Genomic DNA, 23,411 nt, shown 5'->3' on the forward strand with positions numbered 1-23,411 from the left:
TCAGGCGACTTAGGCTCATGGCGAACTTCCTAAATCGAGCGCTCGAGTACCTGGAGAAAGCGCTCGGACATTTGAAGGCGGCGTTTCATCCCTCGAAGCCTTGGGTTGCACGCGCGCAGGAGTTGGGCCGTTCGCGGCGCGTGCGCAAAATCGGCGTGATCGTCGTCGCGGTCCTGCTTTTTCTTGGCCCGGCGTTTTACCTCGCGGTTCCGCCAGTGCTGCGCCACGTGCTGACCGGCCCGGTCGCCGCCAGCATCCATCGCCAGGTGAGCGTCGGCAAAATTCGCTTCAATCTCTACAGGCTGAAACTCGACCTTGACCAACTGCACATTGGCGAGCGCGACGATCCGCAGAAACCGTTCGTCGATCTCGGGCACTTGACGGTGAAGGTTTCGTGGACATCGCTGTTCAGATTTGCGCCGATCGTCGGCGAGGTCGTCATCGACAAGCCGCAGATACACGTCGTGCGCGAGTCACAGCAGAAATTTAACTTTTCCGATTTGCTCGAGAGCGCGCCGGCGCCGGAAAAACCGAAACCTGCGGCGCCGAGCGCGCCGATGAAATTCGCGGTGTCGAACATTCAACTGCGCGATGGCGAAATAACGATAGACGATCAACTGCTCGGCAAGCGGCATAAGATCGAGAAGATTCAGATCGACGTGCCGTTTATCGCGAACCTGCCGTCCAAGTTGGACGTGTTCGTGGAGCCGCTGGTGCAGATGGTGATCGACGGCAGCCCGTTACGGATTGCCGGAATGGCCAAGCCGTTCACCGCGACGCGCGACTCGGTGGTTGATTTGAAGCTGCATCGACTCGACCTGCCGCGCTACGTCAGCTACGCGCCGATGAAGTTGCCGGTGAAGATTCCGAGCGGAGCGCTGTCGGCGGATGTGTACGTGCACTTCGTGCAGTCGGAAGCGCAGCCACTGATTCGACTAAACGGGATCGTGGCGCTCGATCAGTTCGACGTTCGCGACAACGCCGATGCACCGATCGTCGCGCTCAAGCACGCGGAGGTGAAGCTGACTGACGTCGAGCCGCTCGGTGCGGTGTTCTATCTGCGATCGATCTGGATCGATGGACTGCTCGCGAATGTGAGGCTGAATCCCGACGGCACCAATAATCTCTCGTCGCTGGCGAGCGGTAAGGCTGCCGCGCCGCCTGGTCCTGCCGCGCAAGTCGCCGCGGCGAGCACTCCAACGCCCGCGCCAACGCCGGCGGGCAACGTGGCGCAACAGGCGGCGCCCGTGGCGGGTCCATCTACGGCGAAAGCGCCAATGGATTTTCAGCTGGAGTCGTTCGTTCTCACGAAGAGTGGAATGGACGTGCAGGACAACAGCGGTGCGACTCCCGCGACGGCGACGCTCGAGGCGCTGGAGGTCGGAGTAAAGAATCTGCGGACGCTCGGGAAGTCGCCGGCGACGTTCTACGTTAACAGCAACATTCACGGCGGCGGCGCGCTCGCGGTCCAGGGCGCGCTGGATCTCTCGCAATCGCATGTTACTAGCGACGTGTCGATCGATCAGGTCGATCTGCCGGCGCTGCAACCGTTCGCGCAGAAATTTCTTGCGGCGACGGTGGCGTCGGGCAAGTTCAGCGCGAAGGCCAACGTGCAGACGAATTTCGCGAGCGATCACTTCAACGTGCACGCGGAGCCGGCAAACGTCACGATTGCGAATTTCGAAGTGGATGCGCCGCACGAAAAAGAAAAGCCGGTGCAGTGGAAAAATTTCAGCGTCGCGATCGGACAGTTCGATCTGGCGTCGCGCCAGGCCACGGTCACCGAGGTGAAGAGCGACGGGATGCATCTGTTTGTGCGGCGCGGGCGCGACGGGAAGTTGAGCCTCGAGTCGCTGATGCGCGGTCCCGCAGCTCCGCTGGAACGCAACACGCGAGCAGCCGAGCACGAGAGGCGAGCGCCTCGTGAGCGGAGGCAAGCGGCGCGCAAACCCGTGCAGCTCGCAGCGCCGTCGGCGCCAGCGTCGCCGAGTTTTCAATTCCAGGTCGCTTCCGTCTCGCTGGATCAGACCGACGCCACCTTCGTAGACGAGACTGCGCCGAAGCCGGTAACCGTGGCCGTCGCGCCCCTGAATCTGCATCTGAAAGATGTGTCGAGTGACTTCACCAAACCTTTTGACATCGACATCGACGGCACGCTCAATCGCAAAGGTACTTTCAAAGTCACCGGTAAGGCCGCGATTGCGCCGCTCGAGGCCGATCTGCGCGTCGCGACGAAACGGCTGGACCTGACATTTGCGGATCCATACGTGAGCAGCAGGCTGAACGCGACCATAACGAGCGCGAACCTGACAATGGATGGCGCGGTCGGGCTGCAGCAGGTGCGCAAGGATTTTCTCGTCAGCTACAAAGGCGACGCGTCGCTCGGCAGCGTGCGGATGCTCGACAAGCTGACCAACGATCTGTTTTTCAGAATGGCCGCGCTCAATGTGAACAAGATCGATTTCGCGATCGGCAAAGGTCCGCCGAAAGTACATGTGGAGTTGATCGCGCTGAACAACTTTTATTCGCGGGTCATTCTTAACAAAGACGGCAAGTTGAACCTGAAGGACATCACGGCGAACCCACAGGAAGCGCCCACATCGCTGACGCGCGCGGCGGGAGAACCGGGTTCGAAGGGCGCGGTTCCAGTCGCGCCGACCTCGACGCCTACACCGGCTGCCGCCCCGAGCGCAGCTGCCGAGACTGCTCCTGGAGCCAGTCCGGCGGCGGAGGCGAGTCCTGCGCAGCCTTACGCGGGGCAGCCGATGAACGCCGACATCGAGCTGAGCAAGATCACGCTCAAGGGCGGCAAAGTCAATTACACCGACAACTTCATCAAGCCCAACTACACCGCGAACCTGAGCGACATGGAGGGCAAGGTCGGGGCGTTCGGGACGAAATCCACATCGCCGGCGGACGTTTCGCTCGATGGAAAAATCAACGGCAGCGCGCCGATCAATATCGACGGATCAATAAACCCGCTCGCGCCCACTGCGTTCGTCGATATCAAGGCGAAGGCGGACGGGATCGAACTGACTGGGCTCTCGCCATATACGACGAAGTACACCGGCTATCCGATCGTCAAAGGCACGCTGACCGTCGATGTTCACTATCTGTTGGACACCGGCAAGCTGACCGCAGAGAACCACATTTTCATCGATCAACTGACTTTCGGCGATCACGTGGAAAGCCCCGACGCGACCAATCTGCCGATACGGCTCGCGGTGTCGCTGCTCAAAAATTCGAAGGGAGAAATCGACGTGCGAGTGCCGATATCGGGCTCGCTGTCGGATCCGCAATTCAGCATCGGCAGCGTCATCCTGGGCGCGTTCCTGAACCTGATCGTCAAGGCCGCAACGGCGCCATTCTCGCTGCTAGCCGCCGCGTTCGGCAGCGTCACCGGCGGCGGGGCGCAACAGGATCTCGCGTACATCGAATTCGCGCCCGGCTACGCGACGCTGACGACGGAGAGCCAGCAGAAGCTGGATACGGTCGCGAAGGCGTTGGCGGATCGAACCGGGTTGAAGCTCAACATTTCGGGGCGAGTCGATCCGCAATTCGACAAGGACGGCTACCGCCAGGCGGCGCTGGACCACAGTATCCAGGAGCTCCGGCACAAGGCCGAGGGGGATAGCGCGGAGTCGAATGCGAAGAGTGCGCCGCTGTCGACGGAGGACTACAACAAGTACCTGGCGAAGGTTTACAGCGCCGGGGATTTCAAGAAGCCGCGCAACGCGATCGGATTCGCGACCACGCAGCCGCCGGACGTGATGAAGAAACTAATTTTCGAGAACACTCCCGTGACCGATCAGGATTTGCAACATCTGGCGGAAGCGCGCGCCAATGTGGTGCGCGCGTACCTGAGCACGAAACAGGTCGACGCGGCGCGGATGTTCATAATCGCGCCGAAGCTGGACGCCACCGGAATCAAGGATCAGGGCAAGACCACGCGCGTCGATCTATCGCTGGAGTGATCCCTCAGCTAGAGCGAGCCGAAGATGCGATCGGGGACCGCGTCCCAGGCGCGGCGCTCTTCGTCGCGCGGCGCATCTTCGAGCTTTGTATTCGCGCCGAAAACCATCGTTGGACGGCGCGACTCCGTGTAGGCCGCCCAGTCGCCGGTACTTTCGTTGCTCGGATCGCCTGAGCGCGCGAACGCGAGCCACGCGTCCTGCATCTGCGTTGCGAGGGTTTCCGCCCCTGGCCCTGTGCCTGCGAATGCGGTCATCCCCGGCAAGTGATTGGTGCCGAAGACGAAGCCGAGCTCGAGTGCGTGGCACGAGCCGAGCACACCGCCCATCGCGGGCGACGGCCAGGTGAAGAGATAGCTGTAAACGCGGGCGTCGTGGCGGCGCTGGACTTGCGCGAGGCGTACGCCGGGGATGCGGAAAATGCGGTCGGTCTCGATAGCGGTGAACAGATCAGCGGGCGTGGCAGGCTCGCCACGCTGCGCGCGCGCCTTGTCGTAACTGTCGATGAGCGCGTCGGCTGCCGGAGCCGTCAAGCGCCTGCTGATGCGCGCGCCGAGGCCGGCGCGGTCGAGCTTGTGCAACGATGGATCCATCAGCGAGAACAGCTTCCATTCTTCGAGCGTCGAGCCGACCATCACCGCCACGCTCGACGCCGAGCCGTCAGCCACCATCTCGATCGCGGCGCGCGGCACGTGAGTACCGTCGATGCACGGTTGATACGCCATTCCGAGTTCGGGGTCGGGCGTCTTGCCGTCGGGGAGCAGCGTGCCGGTGAGCAATTGCGCGGGAGTCAGCGCGCGGATAGCAGCGGCGTCTCCGGGATTCACGCCGAGCTTCGACAAGACTCGCTCCGCCGTGCGATTCGCGCGCGCGACGGGAGCGCCGGTGTGGGATGCGCCGCTTTGCGGTATCGCTTTGTGGAACAGGCCGCGCGCCGCGGGCATCGCGAGCAGGGTTCCGACGCTCATGCCGCCGGCCGACTCGCCGAAGATCGTGACGTTGCCGGGGTCGCCGCCGAACTCGGCGATATTGTCGCGCACCCATTCGAGAGCCGCGACCTGATCGAGCATTCCTTCGCTGCCCGTTGACGGGATCTTGCCGCCAGTCACGTCGGCGAGGCGCAGGAAGCCCAGCGGTCCGAGGCGATAGTTAACCGTGACGAGTACAACATCGCCGCGCCGAGCGAGAAGGGAGCCGTCGTAGAGCGCCTGCGAGCCGGAACCGATCGTAAAGGCGCCGCCGTGAATCCAGACCATCACGGGCCGGGGCTTGCCGTCGAGCGCGGGCGTCCAGACGTTGAGCGTGAGGCAGTCTTCCGACTGTTCACCGTCAACCACCATCGCGGAGAGCGCGCTGAGCATCACCTGGTTCTGATGAGCCACCGCGCCAAACCGACGCGCGTCGCGGACGCCCGTCCACGACGCGGGCTTTTCGGGCGCGAGCCATCGGCGCGCACCGACGGGAGGCGCCGCAAACGGGATTCCTCTGAAAACGAATAGTCCGCCCTGCTCGTCGCCTTCGAGTTTGCCTTGATGGATGGAGACAGTCGCGCCCATGTGGATGAACCTCGGTACGGTGAATTGCCGCGATTCTCGCAGAATTCGCGCTGGTTTCACAAACGCCGCCGCCGCCAAATGGGGCGGGGCCAATAGCGCGGGTCGCCTTTGAACCGCTACTCTGGCTGGAGCGATTCGCGCCTCGATTGCGCTGGTCGGGAGGGATTTCGAGAAATGAATTTCCTACTCTACTGTGGAGCCGCCACTCAGATCGTATTCGTCATCGTGGTGTTCGGCGGCGGCAGTATAGCCGGTCTGTGCCTCGTGAGATGGCTGGTTCCTCTGGACCGGCTGCAGAAGAACCACGAGGTGGCGGGCGTGACGTTCGGAGTGCTGGGCGCATTTTACGGCCTGGTCCTCGCCTTCGTGATTGTGGCGGCCTGGGAGCGGTTCAATGAGGCCAATGCCGATGCGATCGAGGAAGCGACGGCGCTGGAGAGCCTCTACAAACTCGGGGCGGCTTTCTCCGAACCGATGCGCTCCCAGCTCGATTCGGCTGTCCTCGAATACTCGCATCGGGTCATAGAAAAAGAATGGCCGCAGATGGCCGACAACACCTTTCAAGGTGGGAAAGTGGGCGCGCACGAACTCTGGGCCACCGTGCTCGCATATCACCCTACGGACAACCGCGAGCAAATGTTGATGGACAAGTCGATCGATCAGCTTAGTCTCATCAGCCGTTCGCGCAGCGAGCGGTTTAACTACTATGAACAAGACCTCCCATCCGTGGTGTGGACCGTAATCTATCTTGGATGCTTGATGACGATTGGTTTCAGCTACTTCTTCGGCAGTAACGTCTTTCGCGCGCAGGTGCTGATGTGCGGGTTCTTCTCGATCCTGCTTGGCATGACGATCCTCGCGATTCTGGAACTGGCGCATCCTTACCAGGGTGTCGTCACAATCTCGAATGAGCCATACCGCTACGCGCTCGCACGAATGGAAGCGGCTAACAGTTACAAGATGGCGAAAGCATCGCCCACGGCAGTCAGCCGGGCATCAGACCGATAGAGGTAGCGAAAACCATGGCAGAACAACGCCCACTCCGGTTTGGAATACTCGGCGCGGCGCGAATCGCACCGGACGCTTTGATCAAGGCGGCGCAGAATGTGCCGGACGCCGAAGTCGTCGCGGTCGCGGCCCGCGATCCGAAGCGGGCGCGCGAGTTCGCCGACGCCCACGGTATCCCGCGCGTGCTCGCGACCTATGACGACGTCGTCAACGACCCCGAGCTCGATGTGATCTACAATCCGCTGCCGAACTCGCTTCATTGCGAGTGGACGATCGCGGCGCTGCGCGCCGGAAAGCACGTGCTATGCGAAAAGCCGCTTGCTTCCAACGCCGCCGAGGCTGAGCGAATGGCGCGGGCGGCGGACGAAAGCGGGAAGCTTCTCGGTGAGGCGTTCCATTACCGCTATCATCCGCTCGCGGATCGCGTGCGCGCGCTTATGAGCGACGGGACGCTCGGCCGCCTGGTCCACGTCGAGGGACAGTTTTCGGTGCCGATTCCGGAAACGAACATCCGCTTCGATTGGACCCTCGCCGGCGGCGCCACGATGGATTTGGGATGCTACCCGCTCCACATGATTCGCTATTTTTCCGGCCTGACGCTCCGCGTGATTCGCGCGAACGCGGAGACCGGGCCGAAGAATATCGATATCGCGATGGACGTGGATCTCGAGCTCGCAGGCCGCGTGACGGCGAAGATGAACTGCGCGATGAAGAAGGATTCGCCGCTGATGGCTTCGTTCATGGCACGCGGGGAACGCGGGGAGCTGCGCGTGACGAATCCGATCGCACCCCATCGCGGGCATCAGCTCAGCGTGAAGACGGGAGCGGGCGAAAGGACCGAAACGGTGCCGGGCGACACGACGTTCACGTACCAGTTACGCGCGTTCGCAAAGGCCGTGCGCGGCGAAGCCAAATTTCCTACCGACGGCGCCGAGGGGATCATCAACATGCGCGTGATCGACGACGTCTACCGGGCAGCGGGCCTCCCTCCACGCGCGACGTAACCCGGCGTTCGCCTAAAATTACGAGCATTTGCTGGCAAAAACAGTCTCAAATCCTTCAAAACTTGATTTAACTAGGCATAACGGTTAGTTATTTCTCTCAATTGATGCTGCGTTATAAGCATCTATGAGGGGAGAGTTCACGATGAAGGTAGCAAAGACACTTGTAGTTGTCGCGTGTGCGGGCTTGTTGTCCGCAAGCCTTTTCGGCTCCGCGAGTTTCGCGCGCGCCCAGGACCAGGGTTCGGCCGGTGACGGTGGCGGGCACTCGGCAGCATCTGTCGCGACGCAACCGGACAAGGCGCCACCGATTGATGTCGCGGGATGCTGGGACGGTTCAAGCACAGTCGGCACCCTGGAGGATAATAGCTTCGGGTCCGGATACGGCTGGATTGGGATCATCCAGAACGGCAAGAACATCAAGAGCGGAGCCCACGGCAGCTTCTACGAGTTTGTTTGGGACAGTGGCAATGACTGGGCGTATGGGCCCTTCAAAGGGAAGGCGAGTGCAAGCGGATTCACGACGATGGGCACGCTCAAAGGCAAGTGCAAAGTGAAATTCATCGGACACCTGGGGAGCTCAGACGACATCGTCGGAACCTATGAGTATACTGGCTGCACAGTGAAAAAGGATGATTTCATCAATACGAGTGGAACGTTCGACCTGCCACTGAACAATTCCGGCTGCTTCGACATCATCCCGTAAGTTTGATTGCACCGGCGCGGGCGTCGCACGAGGCGGCGCCCGCTCTTTTGTTCTGAAGATCGAGATCCGCGCCGTCCACTCGCGAGCGCGCAACGATCCGAGCTCAGACCATTCTTTCCCGTTTCGTGATATAGCCGTCGCTGTAGCGAAGCGCATGAATATGGAGGGAATATGGCGAGCGAACAACTGGGCAAGGTAATCGAGCGGATCAAGTCGCAGCCGCAGAATCCGAACGCGTCGCTCGAGCAACGGCGCGCGGGGATGGAGCGCATCAGCGAGCGTGTCCCCGCCGACGTGATTTGCGAGAAGATCAACGCGGGCGGTGTCAACGCGGAATGGATTGCGGCGCCCGGCGCGACTGCCGATCGAGTTATCCTCTATCTGCATGGCGGCGGCTACGTGCTCGGCTCGATCAACACGCATCGCGCAATGATCTCCAGAATCGCGCGAGCGTCCAATGCGCGGGCGCTGGCGATTGATTATCGGCTGGCGCCCGAGCATCCGTTTCCCGCCGCCGTCGAGGACGCGACCGCCGCATACCGCTGGCTGCTCGCGCAAGGCTACAAGCCCGGCAGGATTGTTATCGCCGGCGATTCAGCGGGCGGAGGACTCACGATTTCGGCGTTGCTCGCGATTCGCGACGCGGGGTTGCCGATGCCCGCCGGCGCAGTTCCCATATCGCCGTGGACGGACCTCGAAGGCAGCGGAGAATCGGTGCGTACACGAGCCGCGAAAGACGTGATGGTGACGCAGGACAACCTCGCATCGTCGGCGAAGCAGTATTACGGCGCGCATGATCCCAAGGATCCGCTCGTGTCTCCGGTGCACGCCAATTTTCGAGGCCTGCCGCCGATGCTGATTCACGTTGGCGATGCGGAAATTCTGCTCGACGACGCGACGCGGGTCGCTGCGCGTGCTAAAGCCGCCGGCGTGCAAGTCGAGCTGGAGGTCTGGGACGAGATGCCCCATGTCTGGCACGTGTTTGCGAAGCTGCTGCCGGAAGGCCAGCACGCGATCGACAAGATCGGGAGATTTGTGATCGCGCGCACCTCGTAGGAGAACCAGCCCGAGGTCATCTGCTCACAGATTGTAGTGCACGTTCGTGAGTTGCTCGGACACTTCCCACAGCCGCGACGCTGCCACGGCGTCCTGCGCAGCAGCACTACGGCCGACACGCACCGGATTCCCCCACAGCTCGGCGACGCCGTCGGGCCCGAAATAGTCGCCGCCGTGGACGTCGGGCGCCACGGCCGCATACTCGGTCGGCAGCGCGCCCATCGCGGCGCTCTGCGCGAACAGGCTGTTGGCGACTGAGAAAATAGATTCGAGCATCGACGATCCCGACATCCTCGGTCCCGCAGCTTGCAGATTGGTCGCCGCATATCCGGGATGGCATGCGACGCTTAACAATTTCTTGCCGGCCGCATCCACTTTGCGCTGCAACTCCAGAGTGAACAGCAGGTTGGCGAGCTTGCTCTGCCCGTAAGCCATCCATTTGCGGTAGCCATTGTGCCATTGCAGATCGTCGAAACGAATTTTGCCCATGCGATGCGCGCCGCTGCTGACGTTGACGACTCGCGCGCCCTCAGTGGCGAGCAGGCGATCGAGCAGCAGGCCGGTCAGCGCGAAGTGCCCCAGGTGATTGGTGCCGAATTGCATCTCGAAGCCGTCCGCCGTTTGACGATACGGGATCGCCATCACGCCGGCGTTGTTGCACAATACGTGCAGCGCCTGATGCCGCAGATGGAACGCGTCTGAGAAGCCGCGCACCGACGCGAGGTTCGAGAGATCAAGCTCCATCACCTCGACCGTGGCTCCCGGCGCCGACGCAGTGATCTGCGCGGCCGCGGTGCGCGCCTTGCCGAGGTCGCGGCAGGCCAGGATGACCTCGGCTCGCTTGCGCGCGAACGCGAGCGCCGCTTCGTAGCCGATACCGCTATTGCCGCCGGTTACGACGATCATCTTGCCGGAAAGATCCGGTATGTCATCGGCGCTCCACGCTTTCTTGTCGGGCATGGTGAGCTTTCCTCCCAGTCGGTTACACGAAAGCTATCACACGATTGGGAGCAGACGCCTACGCGGCGGGCGGCAGGGGTGACCCCTGCACCTAGTATTCAAAACACCGGGTTCCAAGGAGTCACCCTTGGCGCCCACCGCGCAAGTGATTCCGTTAACGAGACCGGAGCGAAACGCCCGCGAACGCCGCGATCTGCGACATATCGACGCACGCTCCCAGCGCGTCGGCGATTCGATCGAAGGCGGTGCGGCGATTGGCGTCGGTGTCAACCAGTCCGGCCGATTCGAGCGGCGCGAGCCCTATCGAATTCCGCACTTCGTCGAGAAAGTTTCGTCGAAAGCGGGGCGAATCGAACAAGCCGTGAATCGAAGTGCCGATCACTCGTCCATCGGCCGAGCGGACGCCCTCCAATTCGTTCACCGCGCTCAAGTCCCTGTGAGTCAATCTGAACAACGCGCGGGATTCCGGGATGCCAGTAATTCGCCCGCAGTGAATCTCGTAGCCGGACACCAGCAGGTTCGTCGTCAGATGAATCGCACGAAGTCGATCGGTGATTTTTTCTGCCTGAAAGGTGGTTTCAATTTCGAGCAGGCCGAGTCCAATCGTTTCAGTTGCATCGCTCTCGACTCCGCCGATGTCGATGATGCGCCGTCCAAGCATCTGGTAGCCGCCGCAGATTCCCAGCACCCATCCGCCGGCGCGACGGTGCCGCACGAGGAGACTCTCCCCGCCGGTTGCGCGCAGCCATTTCAAGTCGGCGACCGTGCTCTTGGTCCCCGGAATGATCAGAACGTCGAGGCGCGGCGCCATGCCCGGATCGCTCAAGTAGTGAACGAACGACGTCCGGTTCGTCTTCGAGCGCCTCGAAATCCGTATAGTTAGAGATGCACGGCAGGTGTATCACTCCAATAGTAAGTGGCTTGTTGGTGGCAGGCTTTGCGATCCCGGCCAGCATCGCGGCATCTTCTTGCGGCAAGCCCAGGTTCTGCTGCCACGGCAGCACCCCGATTATCGGGATACCCGTGCGCCGCTCGAGAACACGAAGGCCCGTCTCCAGCAGCTTCAGATCGCCCCGGAACTTGTTGATCAGCACTCCCTTGACGCGGCGCCGTTCCTCCGGCGCGAGCAGCTCGATCGTGCCGACGACCGAGGCAAACACTCCGCCCTTGTCGATATCGGCGACCAACAGCACGGGCGCGTCGGCCAGTTCGGCAACTTTCCAGTTGACGATGTCGCGGTGCCGCAGATTGATCTCAGCCGCACTGCCTGCGCCTTCGATGACTATCAACTCGAAATTCCGCGCTAGATTGCTATAGCTACTGACTATCTCAGGCCATGCCTCAGTTCGATATCGCTCGTAGTCATTCACGCCCATCTGAAAGCGCGCGCGGCCGCGAATGACTACCTGGCAACTCATGTCGGACTGAGTTTTCAAAAGCACCGGATTCATGTCGAGGCTCGGTTCGAGTCCGCACGCCTCGGCCTGCACGGCTTGTGCACGTCCTATTTCACCGCCGCCGCGACAAACCGCCGAGTTGTTCGACATGTTCTGCGATTTGAATGGCGCCACGCGGACGCCGGCGCGCGCGAACGCACGGCACAGCGCGGTGACGACTACGCTCTTGCCGGCGTCCGACGCCGTGCCCATCACCATCAAACTCCTGGCGCTCAAAACCCGGCTCCTTTTCGCGCGACGCTCGCGGAAGCCATAACATCCGCGATGCGATAGAGTGTTTCAATACGGGTCCCGTTCAACAAGGAGCGAACTAAAATGCAAATGGGAATGGTCGGCCTCGGCCGCATGGGTGCGAATATGGTGCGCCGCCTGATCCGCGGCGGTCACGAGTGCGTGGTGTTCGACGTGAGCGCCGCGGCGGTCAAGGAACTGGTAAAGGAGGGCGCGATCGGTGCGTCGTCGCTCGACGACTTCGCCGCCAAGCTCAAGTTGCCGCGCGTCGCTTGGATGATGGTGCCGGCCGCCATCGTCGAGCAGACGGTCGCGGACTTGTCGAGCCGTTTCCAGCGCGACGACATCATCGTTGACGGCGGCAACTCGTATTACATCGATGACATCCGGCGCGCCGAATCGCTCGCGGCCGAGGGCATTCACTATGTCGATTCGGGCACCAGCGGCGGCGTCTGGGGACTCGAGCGCGGCTTTTGCCAGATGATCGGCGGCGAACCGCAAGTCGTGAAGCATCTCGATTCGATTTTTTCGACGCTCGCCCCGCCGATCGATTCCGCCCCGCGCACCCCGGGCCGCGAGAAGGTCAAGGGCGGCACCGCCGAGCACGGTTACCTGCATTGCGGACCGAATGGCGCCGGGCACTTCGTGAAAATGGTTCACAACGGAATCGAGTACGGCATCATGGCGGCGTATGCCGAGGGCATGAACATTCTGAAAAACGCCAACGTCGGGATGCAGACGCACGCGGTCGACGCGGAGACGACGCCGCTGCGCAATCCCAAGCTCTACCAGTACGACTTCAATCTAACGGACGTGGCCGAGGTATGGAGGCGCGGCAGTGTGATCGCGTCGTGGCTGCTGGACCTGACCGCCAACGCGCTCCTCGGTGATCCGGAGCTGAAGAATTTTGCCGGGCGCGTATCGGATTCCGGCGAGGGTCGATGGACGATCGACGCGGCGATCGACGAGGGCGTCCCCGCGCATGTCCTCACCGCCGCGCTCTATGAGCGCTTCGGCTCGCGCGGCGCGGCCGACTTTGCCGACAAGCTGCTGTCCGCGATGCGTTACGAATTCGGCGGGCACGTCGAGAAGAAAGCCTAACAAGCGTTTGCGATGCCGAGTCCAGAACCAGAGAACGCATCGGTACGCGGACGGCCCGGCGATCCGTGCGTGTTCGTTATCTTCGGCGCGACCGGAGACTTGACCAAGCGGCTGTTGATGCCGGCGATGTACAATCTGCTCGCCAACAAACTGCTGGCCGACAAGTTCGCGATCGTTGGCGTCAGCAACGTCGAGATGAGCTCCGCGGATTTCCGCAAACAGCTCGGCGACGAGATCAGTCAATTCGCGACGACCGAGGTCGTCCCCGAGCTGTGGAAATGGTTCGACCAGCGCATCTCTTATATGTCGGGCGATTTCAAGGATCCGGCGACGTACCAGCGCCTCAAGTCGGAGCTCGACGCTGCCGACAAGCTCCACAGCACGCCGGGAAACTACCTGTTCTACACCGCGGTGTCGCCAAGTTTTTTCGGCGAGATCGTCAAGCAACTGGCCGGCGCGGGACTCACCAAAGAAACCGACGGCCATTGGCGAAGAGTGATAATCGAGAAGCCTTTCGGCCACGATTTGGAATCCGCAAACGCGCTCAATCGCGAAATCGGCGCATGCATCGACGAGAATCAGACGTTTCGCATCGATCACTATCTCGGCAAAGAGACGGTCCAGAACATCATGGCGTTTCGCTTCGGCAACGGCTTCTTCGAACCGCTGTGGAACAACAGTTACATCGACCACGTGCAAATCACGGACGCGGAAACGGTCGGCGTCGAGCATCGCGGCGCATTCTATGAAGCGACCGGAGCGCTGCGAGACATGGTGCCGAATCATATTATGGCGCTCGTCTCTCTTACCGCGATGGAGCCGCCGAATTCGTTCGACTCCGAGCCGGTGCGCGACGAGAAGACCAAGGTGCTGCGCGCGATCCGTCCGCTCAAGCCCGACGAGGTCGCGAGCTGGGCGGTGCGCGGCCAGTACGGACCCGGCACGATGGAGGGTAAGCCGGTGCCTGGCTATCGCGCGGAGCCGCAAGTAGGTCCCAAATCCGGCACCGAGACTTACGTCGCGCTGAAACTCGCGATCGACAACTGGCGATGGTCGGGCGTGCCCTTCTATCTGCGCACGGGAAAGCGAATGGCGAAACGCGTCACCGAAATCGCAATCAAGTTCAAAGCGCCACCCGCGCTGCTGTTCCAGCAGACCGGCGTGAAGATGCTCGAGCAGAACGAGCTGATCTTGCGCATTCAACCCGAGGAGGGTATCTCGCTGAGCTTCAGTGCCAAGATTCCCGGGCCCGTGGTGAAGCTCGGCGACGTCGATATGAACTTCAAATACGCCGACTACTTCGGCTCGCCGCCGAGCACGGGCTACGAGACGCTGCTGCTGGATTGCATGCTCGGCGACCCGGCGCTATTCCAGCGCGCCGACACGGTGGACGCGGGATGGCGTGTCGTCGATCCGATTCTGGACGCATGGAAAGCGACGCCGGCGGCCGATTTTCCCAACTACGCAGCCGGTTCATCGGGACCGCGCGCCGCCGCCGAGCTGCTCAAACGTGACGGCCGCAAATGGAGAGACATCTGAGCATGATATCGCTGCGTGAAGTGTTGAAGCGGGCGGAGGCGGAAAAAGTCGCCGTCGGTCATTTTAATTTTTCGGATTTGGTGGGCTTCAACGCGATCATTGCCGCCGCGCGCGACAAGAAACTGCCCGTGATGGTTGGCGTGTCCGAGGGCGAGCGCGAGTTCACCGGCGTGCGCCAGGCGGCAGCGCTGGTGAAGGCGGTTCGCGACGAGTACGACTACCCGATTTTTTTGAATGCCGACCACACTCACTCGATTGCCAAAGCCGAGGCGGCGGCGAAGGCCGGCTTCGACGAAATCATCTTCGACGGCTCTGCGCTCTCCTTCGAGGAAAACATCAAGCAGACGAAGAAAGCGATTGAGGCGATCAAATCGATCAACCCTGCGGTTCTTGTCGAGGGCGAGATCGGCTGGATCGGCGCGTCGTCGGCCGTGATCGACAAGGTTCCGGAAGGTGTCGGAGTCTTGACGACTCCGGACGAGGCGAAACAATTCGTCGAGGCCACCAAAGTCGACGTGCTGGCGCCGGCGGTGGGCAACATGCACGGAATGCTCGCGAGCATGGTTCACGGCGACGTTCAGAAGCGGCTGAATATCGAGCGGATCGCCGAGATCAAAGCGGCAGCGAAGATCCTCATGACGTTGCATGGCGGGTCGGGCACCAACGATGACGATTTCAGGCGCGCGATCAAGGCCGGCATGACGATCGTCCACGTCAACACCGAAATCCGGATCGCATGGCGACGCGGAGTCGAAGCGGGGCTGGCCGCGGACCCTAACGAAGTGGCGCCCTACAAGATCCTGAAACCCGCGGTCGAGGCGGTGAAAGACGTGGTCAGATCGAGGCTCGAGCTGTTCAGTTCGAGATAGCGGCCTACTTGGCCCAGCCTTTTTCGTACGGCGCCGACATCCGGCCGATCGCGCGCAGGTGCATGAACTTCCACTCGCCGTTTAGCTTGACGTAGTCGTCTTCGTAGCGTGCGCCGAGCCACATCGCGCGATTTCCACTGCGCATCGTGAACGGGCCGATGAAGTACCCAGATGCCGGTGGCGCGGTCGCCGTCGACGTCGATGATCGGATTCATGACGTTGTGCTGCGAGAAGCTGATCCGTTCCTGGAAGCCCTGGAAGAGTTTGCGAATCGCGTCGTGCCCTTGATGCCGCCCGACGCCGGCGCCCTCCCAGATGCCGTCGGGGGCGAACAGCGCGGTGATTTTCGCCGGATTGTGATCCTCGTCGCAGATCGCGCAGTAGCGGGCCTTGAGCTTCTTGATCGCCTCGATATCTTCGAGGACCGCGATGCGCTTTTCGAGATCGCTGAGATTCATCCCGGCTGTTTGTCCGTTGGTAGATTCACGAATACCGCGGCGGTAACGACCGTTGTCCACAGACCGTCGCGATCGCCGATTGCGGATTGCGTGATGTTTCGCGTCTGCACGATTTTATCCGACAGCTTCCACACGTCCTTGCGTTCGTCGTAGCTGACATTGGGGTCGAAGTCCACGCCGAGCGCCGTCGCGAGCATCGTCGCAGCGAGATCTTCCGCGTAGTCTCCGGCCTTCTCGTCGGTCTGCCCGAAACTCTTGTGCTCGGAGAGATAGCCGTACTGATCCTTGTCGGCGGGAATCGCGAGGCCGACCGACGCCGCGATCAGGCGATGCGGCTCGTCGGTCGAGTTGTCGTACATGACGGTGTAAACGATCTGGCCGGGAGTCAATGTCTTCAGTCCGTCCTGGATCGAGACGACTTTGCAGCCGGGAGGGAAAATCGAACTGACTCGAACGAGATTGAACTCTGCGATTCGCGCGTCGCGCAGCGCGAGCTCGAACGAGGTGAGCTTCTCGCGATGCCTGCCGACGCCCTTGGTCAGAAAAATGCCTTTGCCTGTTGGCCCCATCTATTTTTTATTCCTCGACTCGATCTCGTCATTTACATAGAGCAAGCGCAAGAGTTTTGTGAGGTTACGCGCCGATTATCGGTTCGTGAATAATGCTCGGCGACGCGGTAAGATAGCGGCTCAAAGAAATTTGGCGAGGTGACATCGTGATCGAGACGAGTCCGTTTGGGAAAACCGGGCATCAGAGCACGCGCATTCTTTTCGGCGCCGCCGCGCTGGGCGGGATGAAACAGGACAAGGCCGACGGCGTGCTCGAGGTGCTGCTCGAATACGGCATCAATCATATCGACACGGCGGCATCGTACGGCGAGTCGGAATTGCGGATCGGGCCGTGGATGCGGGAGCATCGCAAACGGTTTTTCCTCGCCAGCAAGACCGGCGACCGCACATATCAAGGCGCGCGCGACAGTCTCCATCGTTCGCTGGAGCGGCTGCGGGTCGATCAGATCGATCTGATCCAGATGCACAACCTCGTCGCCGAGAATGAATGGACGACGGCTCTCGGAGCGGGCGGTGCGCTGGAGGCTCTCATCGAGGCGCGGACCCAGGGGCTGGTGCGGTTTATCGGAGTCACCGGGCACGGCTCGCAGGTCGCCGCGATGCATCGCAGAAGCCTGGAGCGGTTCGCGTTCGACACGGTGCTGTTTCCGTACAATTTCACGATGCTGGATATCAAGTCGTATGAGGAAGATGTCGAGGCGCTGCTGAAAGTCTGCCGCAACCGCGGCGTGGCGACACAGACGATCAAGTCGGTCGCGCGGCGGCGATGGCAGAATGGCGACAGCCGAAAATTCAGCTGGTACGAGCCATTGCGCGATCGCGAGGCGATCCGCCGCGGTGTGCATTTCGTGCTGAGCCGGCCGGGACTGTTCCTGAATACGTCGAGCGACGCGACGCTTCTGCGCGATGTCCTCGACGCGGCGAGCGTGAAGGCTACCGCGCCGGCGCGCGCGGAGATGGATGCCGACGTCGAGCGGTACGCGATGGAACCCCTGTTCATCCCTGGCGTGTCCGACACGATTTGATCCGAACCAGCTCGGCGTACGACTGGTTTTAGTAGAGGCCCGGGATCAGGCGCGAGGTGTGGGCACAGTACGAATCGAATTCGCTGCCGAACTGCGAGCGCAGCATCGCCTCTTCCGCGTGGATGCGTGCGAGAAGCGGTGGTATGAGGCAGGCGGTGATGAGCACTCCTACCGACGAGCGAAAGGCCAGTACCCATCCCAGCGTTGTAATGAGCAACCCGAGATAGCTCGGATTGCGAACGACGCTGTAGATTCCGCTGGTGACGAGTTTGTGATTGGGCTGGATCGCGACTAGGCCGCTGAATCGGCGGCCGAGCACGAAGACCGGCCACAAGCGCAGCGCGCCGCCGATGGCGAAGAGCGTGACGCCAATCCATCGAGTGATTTCGCCGTCAATCGTCCAGAACTCCATCCGGTCCGTGTAAGGAGGAAGATAGGAGATCAGCAGCAAGATCGAGCCAAAGGCCACGAGGACCCATCGATTGGCGCGATCCTCGCGCTCACCGGGGTTTAGATTTCCCTCGGAGAACATCGACGCGACCAGCAGCACACAGCCAACGATCGCAAGCGCCTCAAGCGGCGGGTGAGAGAAGAAGAAGGCAAGCCCGCCCATACCGAGGACGGCTAGGCCCACCTGAACACCGACCACTATGAAGATGAGTACGAATCGGAAGGTCTGCGTCGCCATCTGACTCTCCCGCCTTGCTCTTAGCCATGCCAGCCTGGACTCGCCGTGCCGAGCGCGTCATGCCGATCTCTGAACTATAGTCCGGCTCCGATCTTCTAGACGACTTTGTGGAAGGCCAGGGCTGGGGGAAGGCGGACTGCTTCCAGGATTGGAACTATGCCGCTTATAAGACTTACGGCTAGCGCCGCGATTAGTGCGTTAAGGGTTTGGGCGGGAGTTACCCATAGGGCGCCGTTGCCTCCTAGAGCGGCGCCCAGAGTTATGCCGCCGGAGAACATCCATAGGGCGGCGCCCGCTCCTATGATTCCGCCTAACAGTCCTATAGCGCTGCATTCGCCGAACAGCAGGAAGGCTACTGCGCTGCGGCTGAAGCCTAGAGCGCGCATCACCGCGACGTCGCTGATTTGTTCGCGGACCATCATGACTGTGGAATTGGCTGCTATGAGCAGGACTGTCAGCAACACTACGAGGCATAGCGCGAACACGATTGCCCGGATGTTGCCGATGGCGGAGAGGCCGGAGGATAGCGCATCGCTTTCGGTCATGGTGCGCGTTTCGGCGTCGGAGTTGGCGAAGTGCTCGTCGATCATCTTGGCGAGCGAGCCCATCGCGTCGTTGCTGGTGGCGCGCACAATTATGTTCCAGGCAATGTCTTCGTCGGGCAGCCCGTGCGCTTTGCGCGCCGCCATCATATAGTCGCGGCGAATGAGAAAGATGTTGGGATAGTGCTTGGATGTCATCTGGCCGACGATGACGAAGGTCATTTCCATGTGGTCGGCGTCGGTGCTGCGCAGCGTGATGGTGTCGCCGAGTTTCCAGCCGTATTTGCGCATGAGAATTTCGCCGACGACGGCGGCGCGCTTATCTTTCGCGGCCGCGGCGCGCTGCTGGCCGGTCAGGGCGTAGTCGGGGAACACGTCGGCTATTTCCGGGCCGGCGCCGACGGCGAAGACGGGGTCGCTGATGTCGCGCCACGTCGCGGGCCATCCCGTGATAGCGACGCACGCGGCGACGCCGGGCATTTTGTTGATGTCGTCGCAGTAACGCGCAGGCAGATCCTCCCACGGCGCGGTCTTGTTGACGATGATCAGGCGGAGCGTACTGGACGCATCCTTGACCACGCGATCCATCGAGGCCGGCACGGAGACCAAGACGGTGTAGATGAAGGTGGCGAGCGCGATGGTGAGGATGGTCAGAATCGTGCGGCGCAAATTCCGGCGCATGTTGCGTTCGATCAATTTAATCCAGTTAAACACGTCGGCTTCCGTTCAGACCGAGCGCAGCGATTCGACGAGACGAATGCGCGAGGCGCGCCATGCGGGCAGGAAACCGCCGAGCGCGCCGATTAGGATTGCGGCGACGATTCCCGACACGAACGCGCCGAGAGTCAGGCGAAACCTGAAGATGAATTCGCCGACATTCATGAGCTGGCTGCTGAGCCCGGTCGAATACGCGACCAGCACGCCGAGTATTTCGCCAAGCACGCCGCCCGCGAGCGCGAGCACGATGCTTTCGATGACGAAACTCGCGAGCACGTTGAAGCGCGTGAAGCCGAGCACTCGTAGCACGCCGATTTCGCTGGTGCGTCGCGCGACTGCGGAATACATCGTGTTCATCGCGCCGAAGACTGAGCCGACGGCGAGAATAAGAGCGACGATCAGGCCGAGTGCGCGCAGCTGATCGACGAAGCCGGTTTGCTTCGCGTAAAAGTCCTGCTCCGATATCGCATCGAGCTTGACGCGCGAATCGGTCGTTAGCGATTTGGCAAAGTCGTCGTGCGTGCCGGGTTTGAGCACGACGTGAAGCACCTGGAAGCCATTGTTGACGTGGATATCCTGGATCAGGACGCCGAGATCGGTCAGCATTTCAGACTCGCGCGCGCTGTCCTGATCGGAAAAGACGCCGACAATTTTGAAAGTGCGCGGTCCGAATTTGAAATCGCTTCCGACAGCGAGGTTGGGATAACGCGCGGCGAGCTTGCGGCCGACGACCATCTCGGACGCGCTGCTATTTGGCCAGCGACCGCTCTCAATACGCATCCCGCGATGAACCTGGTAGGCGATCGGATAGACGCCGCGAAGGAGCGTGAACATCACACCGGAGGTTACCGGTGCGGCGGGGTCAGGATTGAATCCGGTGATCACCTCGGGCGAGACGAGCGCATTGCCGTCGGGAGTCGTACTGATTTGCGGGCGGCTTTTGATGATCTCGTATTGCTCGTGCGTGATGAAGCTGCCGCCTTCGTCGGTGGTGCCGCGGCTGAGCACGATCCAGTTGTCGGGCAGCGCGTTTTGCATCACGGTCGCGCGCAGACCAGCGACGAAGCCCGACAAGATGAACAGCAGCATCACGACCAGAGCGACGACCGACGCGGTCATCGCGGCGGTGGCGCGGCGAACCATGATGCTGCGCAAGTTGTAGCGAATCGGGATCACTTTGCCTCCCGGGAAATCGCGCCGGGGCGGATCGGGCGTTTGCGCTACGTGGAAAGGCAGCGATTGTAGACTGTCGGCGCCCGCGATCCTAGGGGGCCGCAGGAGGAATTGCGGGTCCCCGCGCCAAGCGTCGCGGGGAGAGCGCAAACCCGTTGCGACAATGCCGCCGATGTCGCCGGCGTGGGCTCGTAGTCCGTCGCTTGCTTACTAGTTCTTGATCGCCCTGCCCCTGATCGAAATTTTCAGGGGAAACCGGCGTGCTTGAGCGCGCCATAAGAGCCGGAGCATTGACCCTCGGCGTCCGAAAACAGGGTCGAGGAGGTTCCGAGCTCGCAGCCGCCGCTCACATACTCAGTCGACGTGACGTTTTCATTGTAACAGTCACCCGCGTCGGCACCGATGCTTTCGTTGTCCTTGGTCGCGCCGGTGATCTCGATGTCGAGATAAGCCGTAGTGCAATCGCCCTCGACGCCGAATTCCTGGCCAAAATCGATGGTTTCGTAGACCGTGGCGGAGCCGTGTCCGACAGAGCCCGATGCCGAGCCGCTCGATGTGTAGCAGTCACAGGGGCCGACAGGACAAAAGTCGGCCAGTCCGGCGCCGCCGGTGCAGGGACCTGAAGTGCTAGAACCGTTCGGTTCCTGCGTGGTGATGTTGACGGTCCACTTTGCACCCGCATTGCTCTTCTTGTCCGGAACCGAAACCTGCGGGGCGCCGCTTGCCCGAGGTCCGGCCAAGACAATCGCCGGCGTTAGCGCGGCTGCGAGAAATGCTATCGCGAGAATGTGCCCCCCGCATCGGAAACTCTCCTGACTTGAGATACGCAGACCGATAGCAGCAGCCTGCGCGGATTTCAATTGGCGCGCCAGGCTCAACTGTCGCCGCAACCGCTCCTGGAGGTCGTCGCGTCATGGTTGGCGGCGGCGCGGCTTCAATACTAAGCTCCGAGAATAAAACTTTGGAGGCGAAGCGATGTCCAGCGGGAGCAAGTCAGAGGCGCAGCGGATTCGCGCGAGTCTCAAGCATCCGGTGATCGACGCCGACGGGCATTGGCTGGAGTTCGGGCCGATCATAGTCGAGCAGTTGGAAAAATTCGGCGGCAGCCGCGCGGTCGAGGGATTTCGCGCGTTCAACGGACGGGTGTCGAAGCAACTGACGGCGTCCGAGGAAGAACGCAAGCGCAAGCGTCGCGCGCAGGAAGCATTCTGGGCGCTGCCGACGAAGAACACTCGCGATCGCGCGACGGAGATTTTGCCGCGCCTGCTTTACGAACGGCTCGACGAATTCGGAATGGATTTCACCGTGCTGTATCCGACGGCCGGGCTCGGCGTTCCATTTCATCCCGACCAAGAAACGCGGCGCGTTACGTGCCGCGAGTTCAACCAGTTCATCGCAGAATTTTTCGGGGAGTTTTCCGACCGCATGACGCCCGCAGCGGTGATCCCAATGCATACTCCCGAGGAGGCGTGTGCGGAACTCGACTACGTGACTAAGGAACTCGGACTGAAGGTCGTGATGATGGCGAGCATGGTGCGGCGGCAGATACCGGCGGTCGCGGCGAAGACGCCCGACGCGGCGCGATTCGCGACGTGGTTCGACATGCTCGGGCTCGACAGCGAGTACAACTACGATCCGGTGTGGACGAAATGCGTCGAGCTGGGAATCTCGCCGACGTTTCATTCGGGTTCGCGCGGGGTTGGACTGCGCAATTCGCCGACCAATTTCGTGTACAACCACATCGGGCACTTCGCCGCCGCGAGCGAGGCGGTTTGCAAGGCGATTTTCTTAGGGGGCGTGACGCGCCGGTTCCCGCAACTCAAGATGGGGTTCCTGGAAGGCGGGGTCGGATGGGCGTGCGGGCTTTACTGCGATCTGATCGGTCATTGGAAGAAGCGCAATCGCGAGGCACTCGAGGATACGAATCCGGCCAACCTGAATCGTGAGATACTGACGCAGCTCATTCGCGAATATGGTGGGAAATGGGTCGAGGGCAAGATTTCTCCGAAGAGCAGCGGGGTCGAGGCGATTCTCGAGCGGGATCAAAGCGGCGCCACTGGCGGGATTCGCGAGCTCGACGATTTCGCCGCGTGCAAGATCAAGCGGGCCGAGGACATCCGCGATTTGTTCGTCGAGAATTTTTATTTCGGATGCGAAGCCGACGACCCGATCAATGCTTACGCGTTCAACCGCAAGGCGAATCCGTACGGCGCCAAGATGAATGTGCTGTTCGGCTCGGACATCGGGCATTTCGACGTGCCGGATATGAAGGACGTCGTGCCCGAGGCGTACGAGTTGGTTGAGCACGAGCTGATCACGGCGGATGACTTCCGCGATTTCATGTTCGTCAACCCGGTGCGCTTCTGGGGCGAGGCGAACCCGAATTTTTTCAAAGGCACGCGCGTCGAGCAGGAAGCCGCCGCGCTGCTGGCGCGTAAGAGCGTTTAGTTGCCGACTGCGTGCGGCGTCACAGTTGCGGTGCTCTGGGCTGGCTCGGCGAAACGGCGAATCAGGTAGAGCAGCGGGCCAACACTGCCTAGCGCGAGGGTGAGGATGAGATAAGGGATGGCGGAGACTTTGCGTTGCTGCGCGTCGTCGCGCATCCAGGCCAGGATGAGAACCAGCGCGATGATGAGATCGACCAGCGCAGTGAAGCTAGCGAAGTTCGCGAACATCATGCGGAAGAAGCCGATATAGCCGTAGAGAACGATGGCGTAAGACTCCTGCGCGAGGAAGGCGATCATGACCGCGGACAGTACGAACTGCTTGCGATTCATCGCGTCC

General features: G+C 61.5%; 20 protein-coding genes and 1 pseudogene. 10 read left to right on the plus strand and 11 right to left on the minus strand.

The genetic code is table 11. The features are described from left to right. Positions 1 to 17: 17 nt before the first annotated feature. Positions 18 to 3,974 carry a DUF748 domain-containing protein gene (locus VJX68_RS13865; RefSeq protein WP_324096299.1) on the plus strand — a complete coding sequence of 1,319 codons (3,957 nt, stop codon included), beginning with the start codon at positions 18 to 20 and terminating at the stop codon, positions 3,972 to 3,974. Between the two features lie 8 nt (positions 3,975 to 3,982). On the opposite strand, the gene VJX68_RS13870 is transcribed toward VJX68_RS13865, so the two are convergent. Then, complete coding sequence (locus VJX68_RS13870) at positions 3,983 to 5,527, minus strand: carboxylesterase/lipase family protein (RefSeq protein ID WP_324096300.1); 1,545 nt, start codon at positions 5,525 to 5,527, stop codon at positions 3,983 to 3,985. 174 nt (positions 5,528 to 5,701) lie between these two features. On the opposite strand from VJX68_RS13870, the gene VJX68_RS13875 reads away from it, so the two are divergent. The 4 genes from VJX68_RS13875 (at position 5,702) to VJX68_RS13890 (ending at position 9,298) form a co-directional block, all read left to right on the plus strand. Beyond that, positions 5,702 to 6,535: a bestrophin-like domain gene (locus VJX68_RS13875; protein WP_324096301.1), complete on the plus strand. Its 834-nt coding sequence runs from the start codon at positions 5,702 to 5,704 to the stop codon at positions 6,533 to 6,535. A gap of 14 nt (positions 6,536 to 6,549) precedes the next feature. Beyond that, entirely contained in the window at positions 6,550 to 7,539 is a 990-nt protein-coding gene (locus tag VJX68_RS13880; RefSeq protein WP_324096302.1) for a Gfo/Idh/MocA family protein, read from the plus strand. Between the two features lie 142 nt (positions 7,540 to 7,681). Beyond that, positions 7,682 to 8,242, plus strand: a complete 561-nt coding sequence (locus VJX68_RS13885; RefSeq protein ID WP_324096303.1) for a hypothetical protein — start codon at positions 7,682 to 7,684, stop codon at positions 8,240 to 8,242. A gap of 171 nt (positions 8,243 to 8,413) precedes the next feature. Then, the gene (locus VJX68_RS13890; protein WP_324096304.1) at positions 8,414 to 9,298 is read left to right on the plus strand and encodes an alpha/beta hydrolase; all 885 of its coding nucleotides are present in this window, start codon (positions 8,414 to 8,416) and stop codon (positions 9,296 to 9,298) included. A gap of 24 nt (positions 9,299 to 9,322) precedes the next feature. Here VJX68_RS13890 and VJX68_RS13895 read toward each other — a convergent pair whose 3' ends face one another. The 3 genes and pseudogenes from VJX68_RS13895 to VJX68_RS13905 form a co-directional block, all read right to left on the minus strand. Beyond that, positions 9,323 to 10,258 carry an oxidoreductase gene (locus tag VJX68_RS13895; RefSeq protein ID WP_324096305.1) on the minus strand — a complete coding sequence of 312 codons (936 nt, stop codon included), beginning with the start codon at positions 10,256 to 10,258 and terminating at the stop codon, positions 9,323 to 9,325. Between the two features lie 154 nt (positions 10,259 to 10,412). Further along, positions 10,413 to 11,069 (minus strand): hypothetical protein, encoded by a 657-nt coding sequence (locus VJX68_RS13900; protein WP_324096306.1) that lies wholly within the window; start codon positions 11,067 to 11,069, stop codon positions 10,413 to 10,415. A 73-nt stretch (positions 11,070 to 11,142) separates the two neighbouring features. Further along, positions 11,143 to 11,913: pseudogene (locus VJX68_RS13905) on the minus strand (cobyric acid synthase); the annotation flags it as partial. Between the two features lie 117 nt (positions 11,914 to 12,030). Between VJX68_RS13905 and gnd the strand changes: the two are divergent. The 3 genes from gnd to VJX68_RS13920 are packed head-to-tail and all read left to right on the plus strand — an operon-like array spanning position 12,031 to position 15,455. Then, complete coding sequence (gene gnd, locus VJX68_RS13910) at positions 12,031 to 13,047, plus strand: phosphogluconate dehydrogenase (NAD(+)-dependent, decarboxylating) (RefSeq protein WP_324096307.1); 1,017 nt, start codon at positions 12,031 to 12,033, stop codon at positions 13,045 to 13,047. Positions 13,048 to 13,059: 12 nt separating this feature from the next. After that, a complete protein-coding gene (gene zwf / locus VJX68_RS13915; RefSeq protein WP_324096308.1) occupies positions 13,060 to 14,586 on the plus strand; it encodes a glucose-6-phosphate dehydrogenase in 1,527 nt (508 codons plus the stop codon). A gap of 2 nt (positions 14,587 to 14,588) precedes the next feature. Next, entirely contained in the window at positions 14,589 to 15,455 is an 867-nt protein-coding gene (locus tag VJX68_RS13920) for a class II fructose-bisphosphate aldolase (RefSeq protein WP_324096309.1), read from the plus strand. On the opposite strand, the gene VJX68_RS19430 is transcribed toward VJX68_RS13920, so the two are convergent. Together VJX68_RS19430 and VJX68_RS13930 are read right to left on the minus strand one after the other, a co-directional pair. Then, entirely contained in the window at positions 15,377 to 15,913 is a 537-nt protein-coding gene (locus tag VJX68_RS19430) for a nuclear transport factor 2 family protein (RefSeq protein WP_324096310.1), read from the minus strand. The genes VJX68_RS13920 and VJX68_RS19430 overlap by 79 nt on opposite strands. Beyond that, positions 15,910 to 16,482 (minus strand): pyruvoyl-dependent arginine decarboxylase, encoded by a 573-nt coding sequence (locus VJX68_RS13930; protein ID WP_324096311.1) that lies wholly within the window; start codon positions 16,480 to 16,482, stop codon positions 15,910 to 15,912. The genes VJX68_RS19430 and VJX68_RS13930 overlap by 4 nt, the downstream gene beginning before the upstream one ends. A gap of 146 nt (positions 16,483 to 16,628) precedes the next feature. Between VJX68_RS13930 and VJX68_RS13935 the strand changes: the two genes are divergently transcribed. Further along, complete coding sequence (locus tag VJX68_RS13935; RefSeq protein WP_324096312.1) at positions 16,629 to 17,507, plus strand: aldo/keto reductase; 879 nt, start codon at positions 16,629 to 16,631, stop codon at positions 17,505 to 17,507. Between the two features lie 28 nt (positions 17,508 to 17,535). Here the strand turns inward: VJX68_RS13935 and VJX68_RS13940 are convergent, their stop codons facing one another. The 4 genes from VJX68_RS13940 to VJX68_RS13955 all read right to left on the minus strand — a co-directional run bounded on the left by VJX68_RS13940 (position 17,536) and on the right by VJX68_RS13955 (position 21,367). Beyond that, the gene (locus tag VJX68_RS13940) at positions 17,536 to 18,195 is read right to left on the minus strand and encodes a methyltransferase family protein (RefSeq protein ID WP_324096313.1); all 660 of its coding nucleotides are present in this window, start codon (positions 18,193 to 18,195) and stop codon (positions 17,536 to 17,538) included. A 95-nt stretch (positions 18,196 to 18,290) separates the two neighbouring features. Then, positions 18,291 to 19,433 (minus strand): ABC transporter permease, encoded by a 1,143-nt coding sequence (locus VJX68_RS13945; RefSeq protein WP_324096314.1) that lies wholly within the window; start codon positions 19,431 to 19,433, stop codon positions 18,291 to 18,293. Between the two features lie 30 nt (positions 19,434 to 19,463). Then, complete coding sequence (locus VJX68_RS13950) at positions 19,464 to 20,630, minus strand: ABC transporter permease (protein ID WP_324096315.1); 1,167 nt, start codon at positions 20,628 to 20,630, stop codon at positions 19,464 to 19,466. 242 nt (positions 20,631 to 20,872) lie between these two features. Further along, positions 20,873 to 21,367, minus strand: coding sequence for a hypothetical protein (locus tag VJX68_RS13955; RefSeq protein ID WP_324096316.1), 495 nt, complete (start codon positions 21,365 to 21,367; stop codon positions 20,873 to 20,875). Positions 21,368 to 21,602: 235 nt separating this feature from the next. Here VJX68_RS13955 and VJX68_RS13960 point away from each other — a divergent pair, with 235 nt between their 5' ends. After that, positions 21,603 to 23,075 (plus strand): amidohydrolase family protein, encoded by a 1,473-nt coding sequence (locus VJX68_RS13960; protein ID WP_324096317.1) that lies wholly within the window; start codon positions 21,603 to 21,605, stop codon positions 23,073 to 23,075. Here the strand turns inward: VJX68_RS13960 and VJX68_RS13965 are convergent. Beyond that, positions 23,072 to 23,404, minus strand: a complete 333-nt coding sequence (locus tag VJX68_RS13965; RefSeq protein ID WP_324096318.1) for a hypothetical protein — start codon at positions 23,402 to 23,404, stop codon at positions 23,072 to 23,074. The genes VJX68_RS13960 and VJX68_RS13965 overlap by 4 nt on opposite strands. Between the last annotated feature and the right edge of the window lie 7 nt (positions 23,405 to 23,411).

Origin of the sequence: Binatus sp. (SeqCode) (assembly GCF_035272065.1) — a bacterium.
Taxonomy (GTDB): Bacteria; Desulfobacterota; Binatia; order Binatales; family Binataceae; genus Binatus.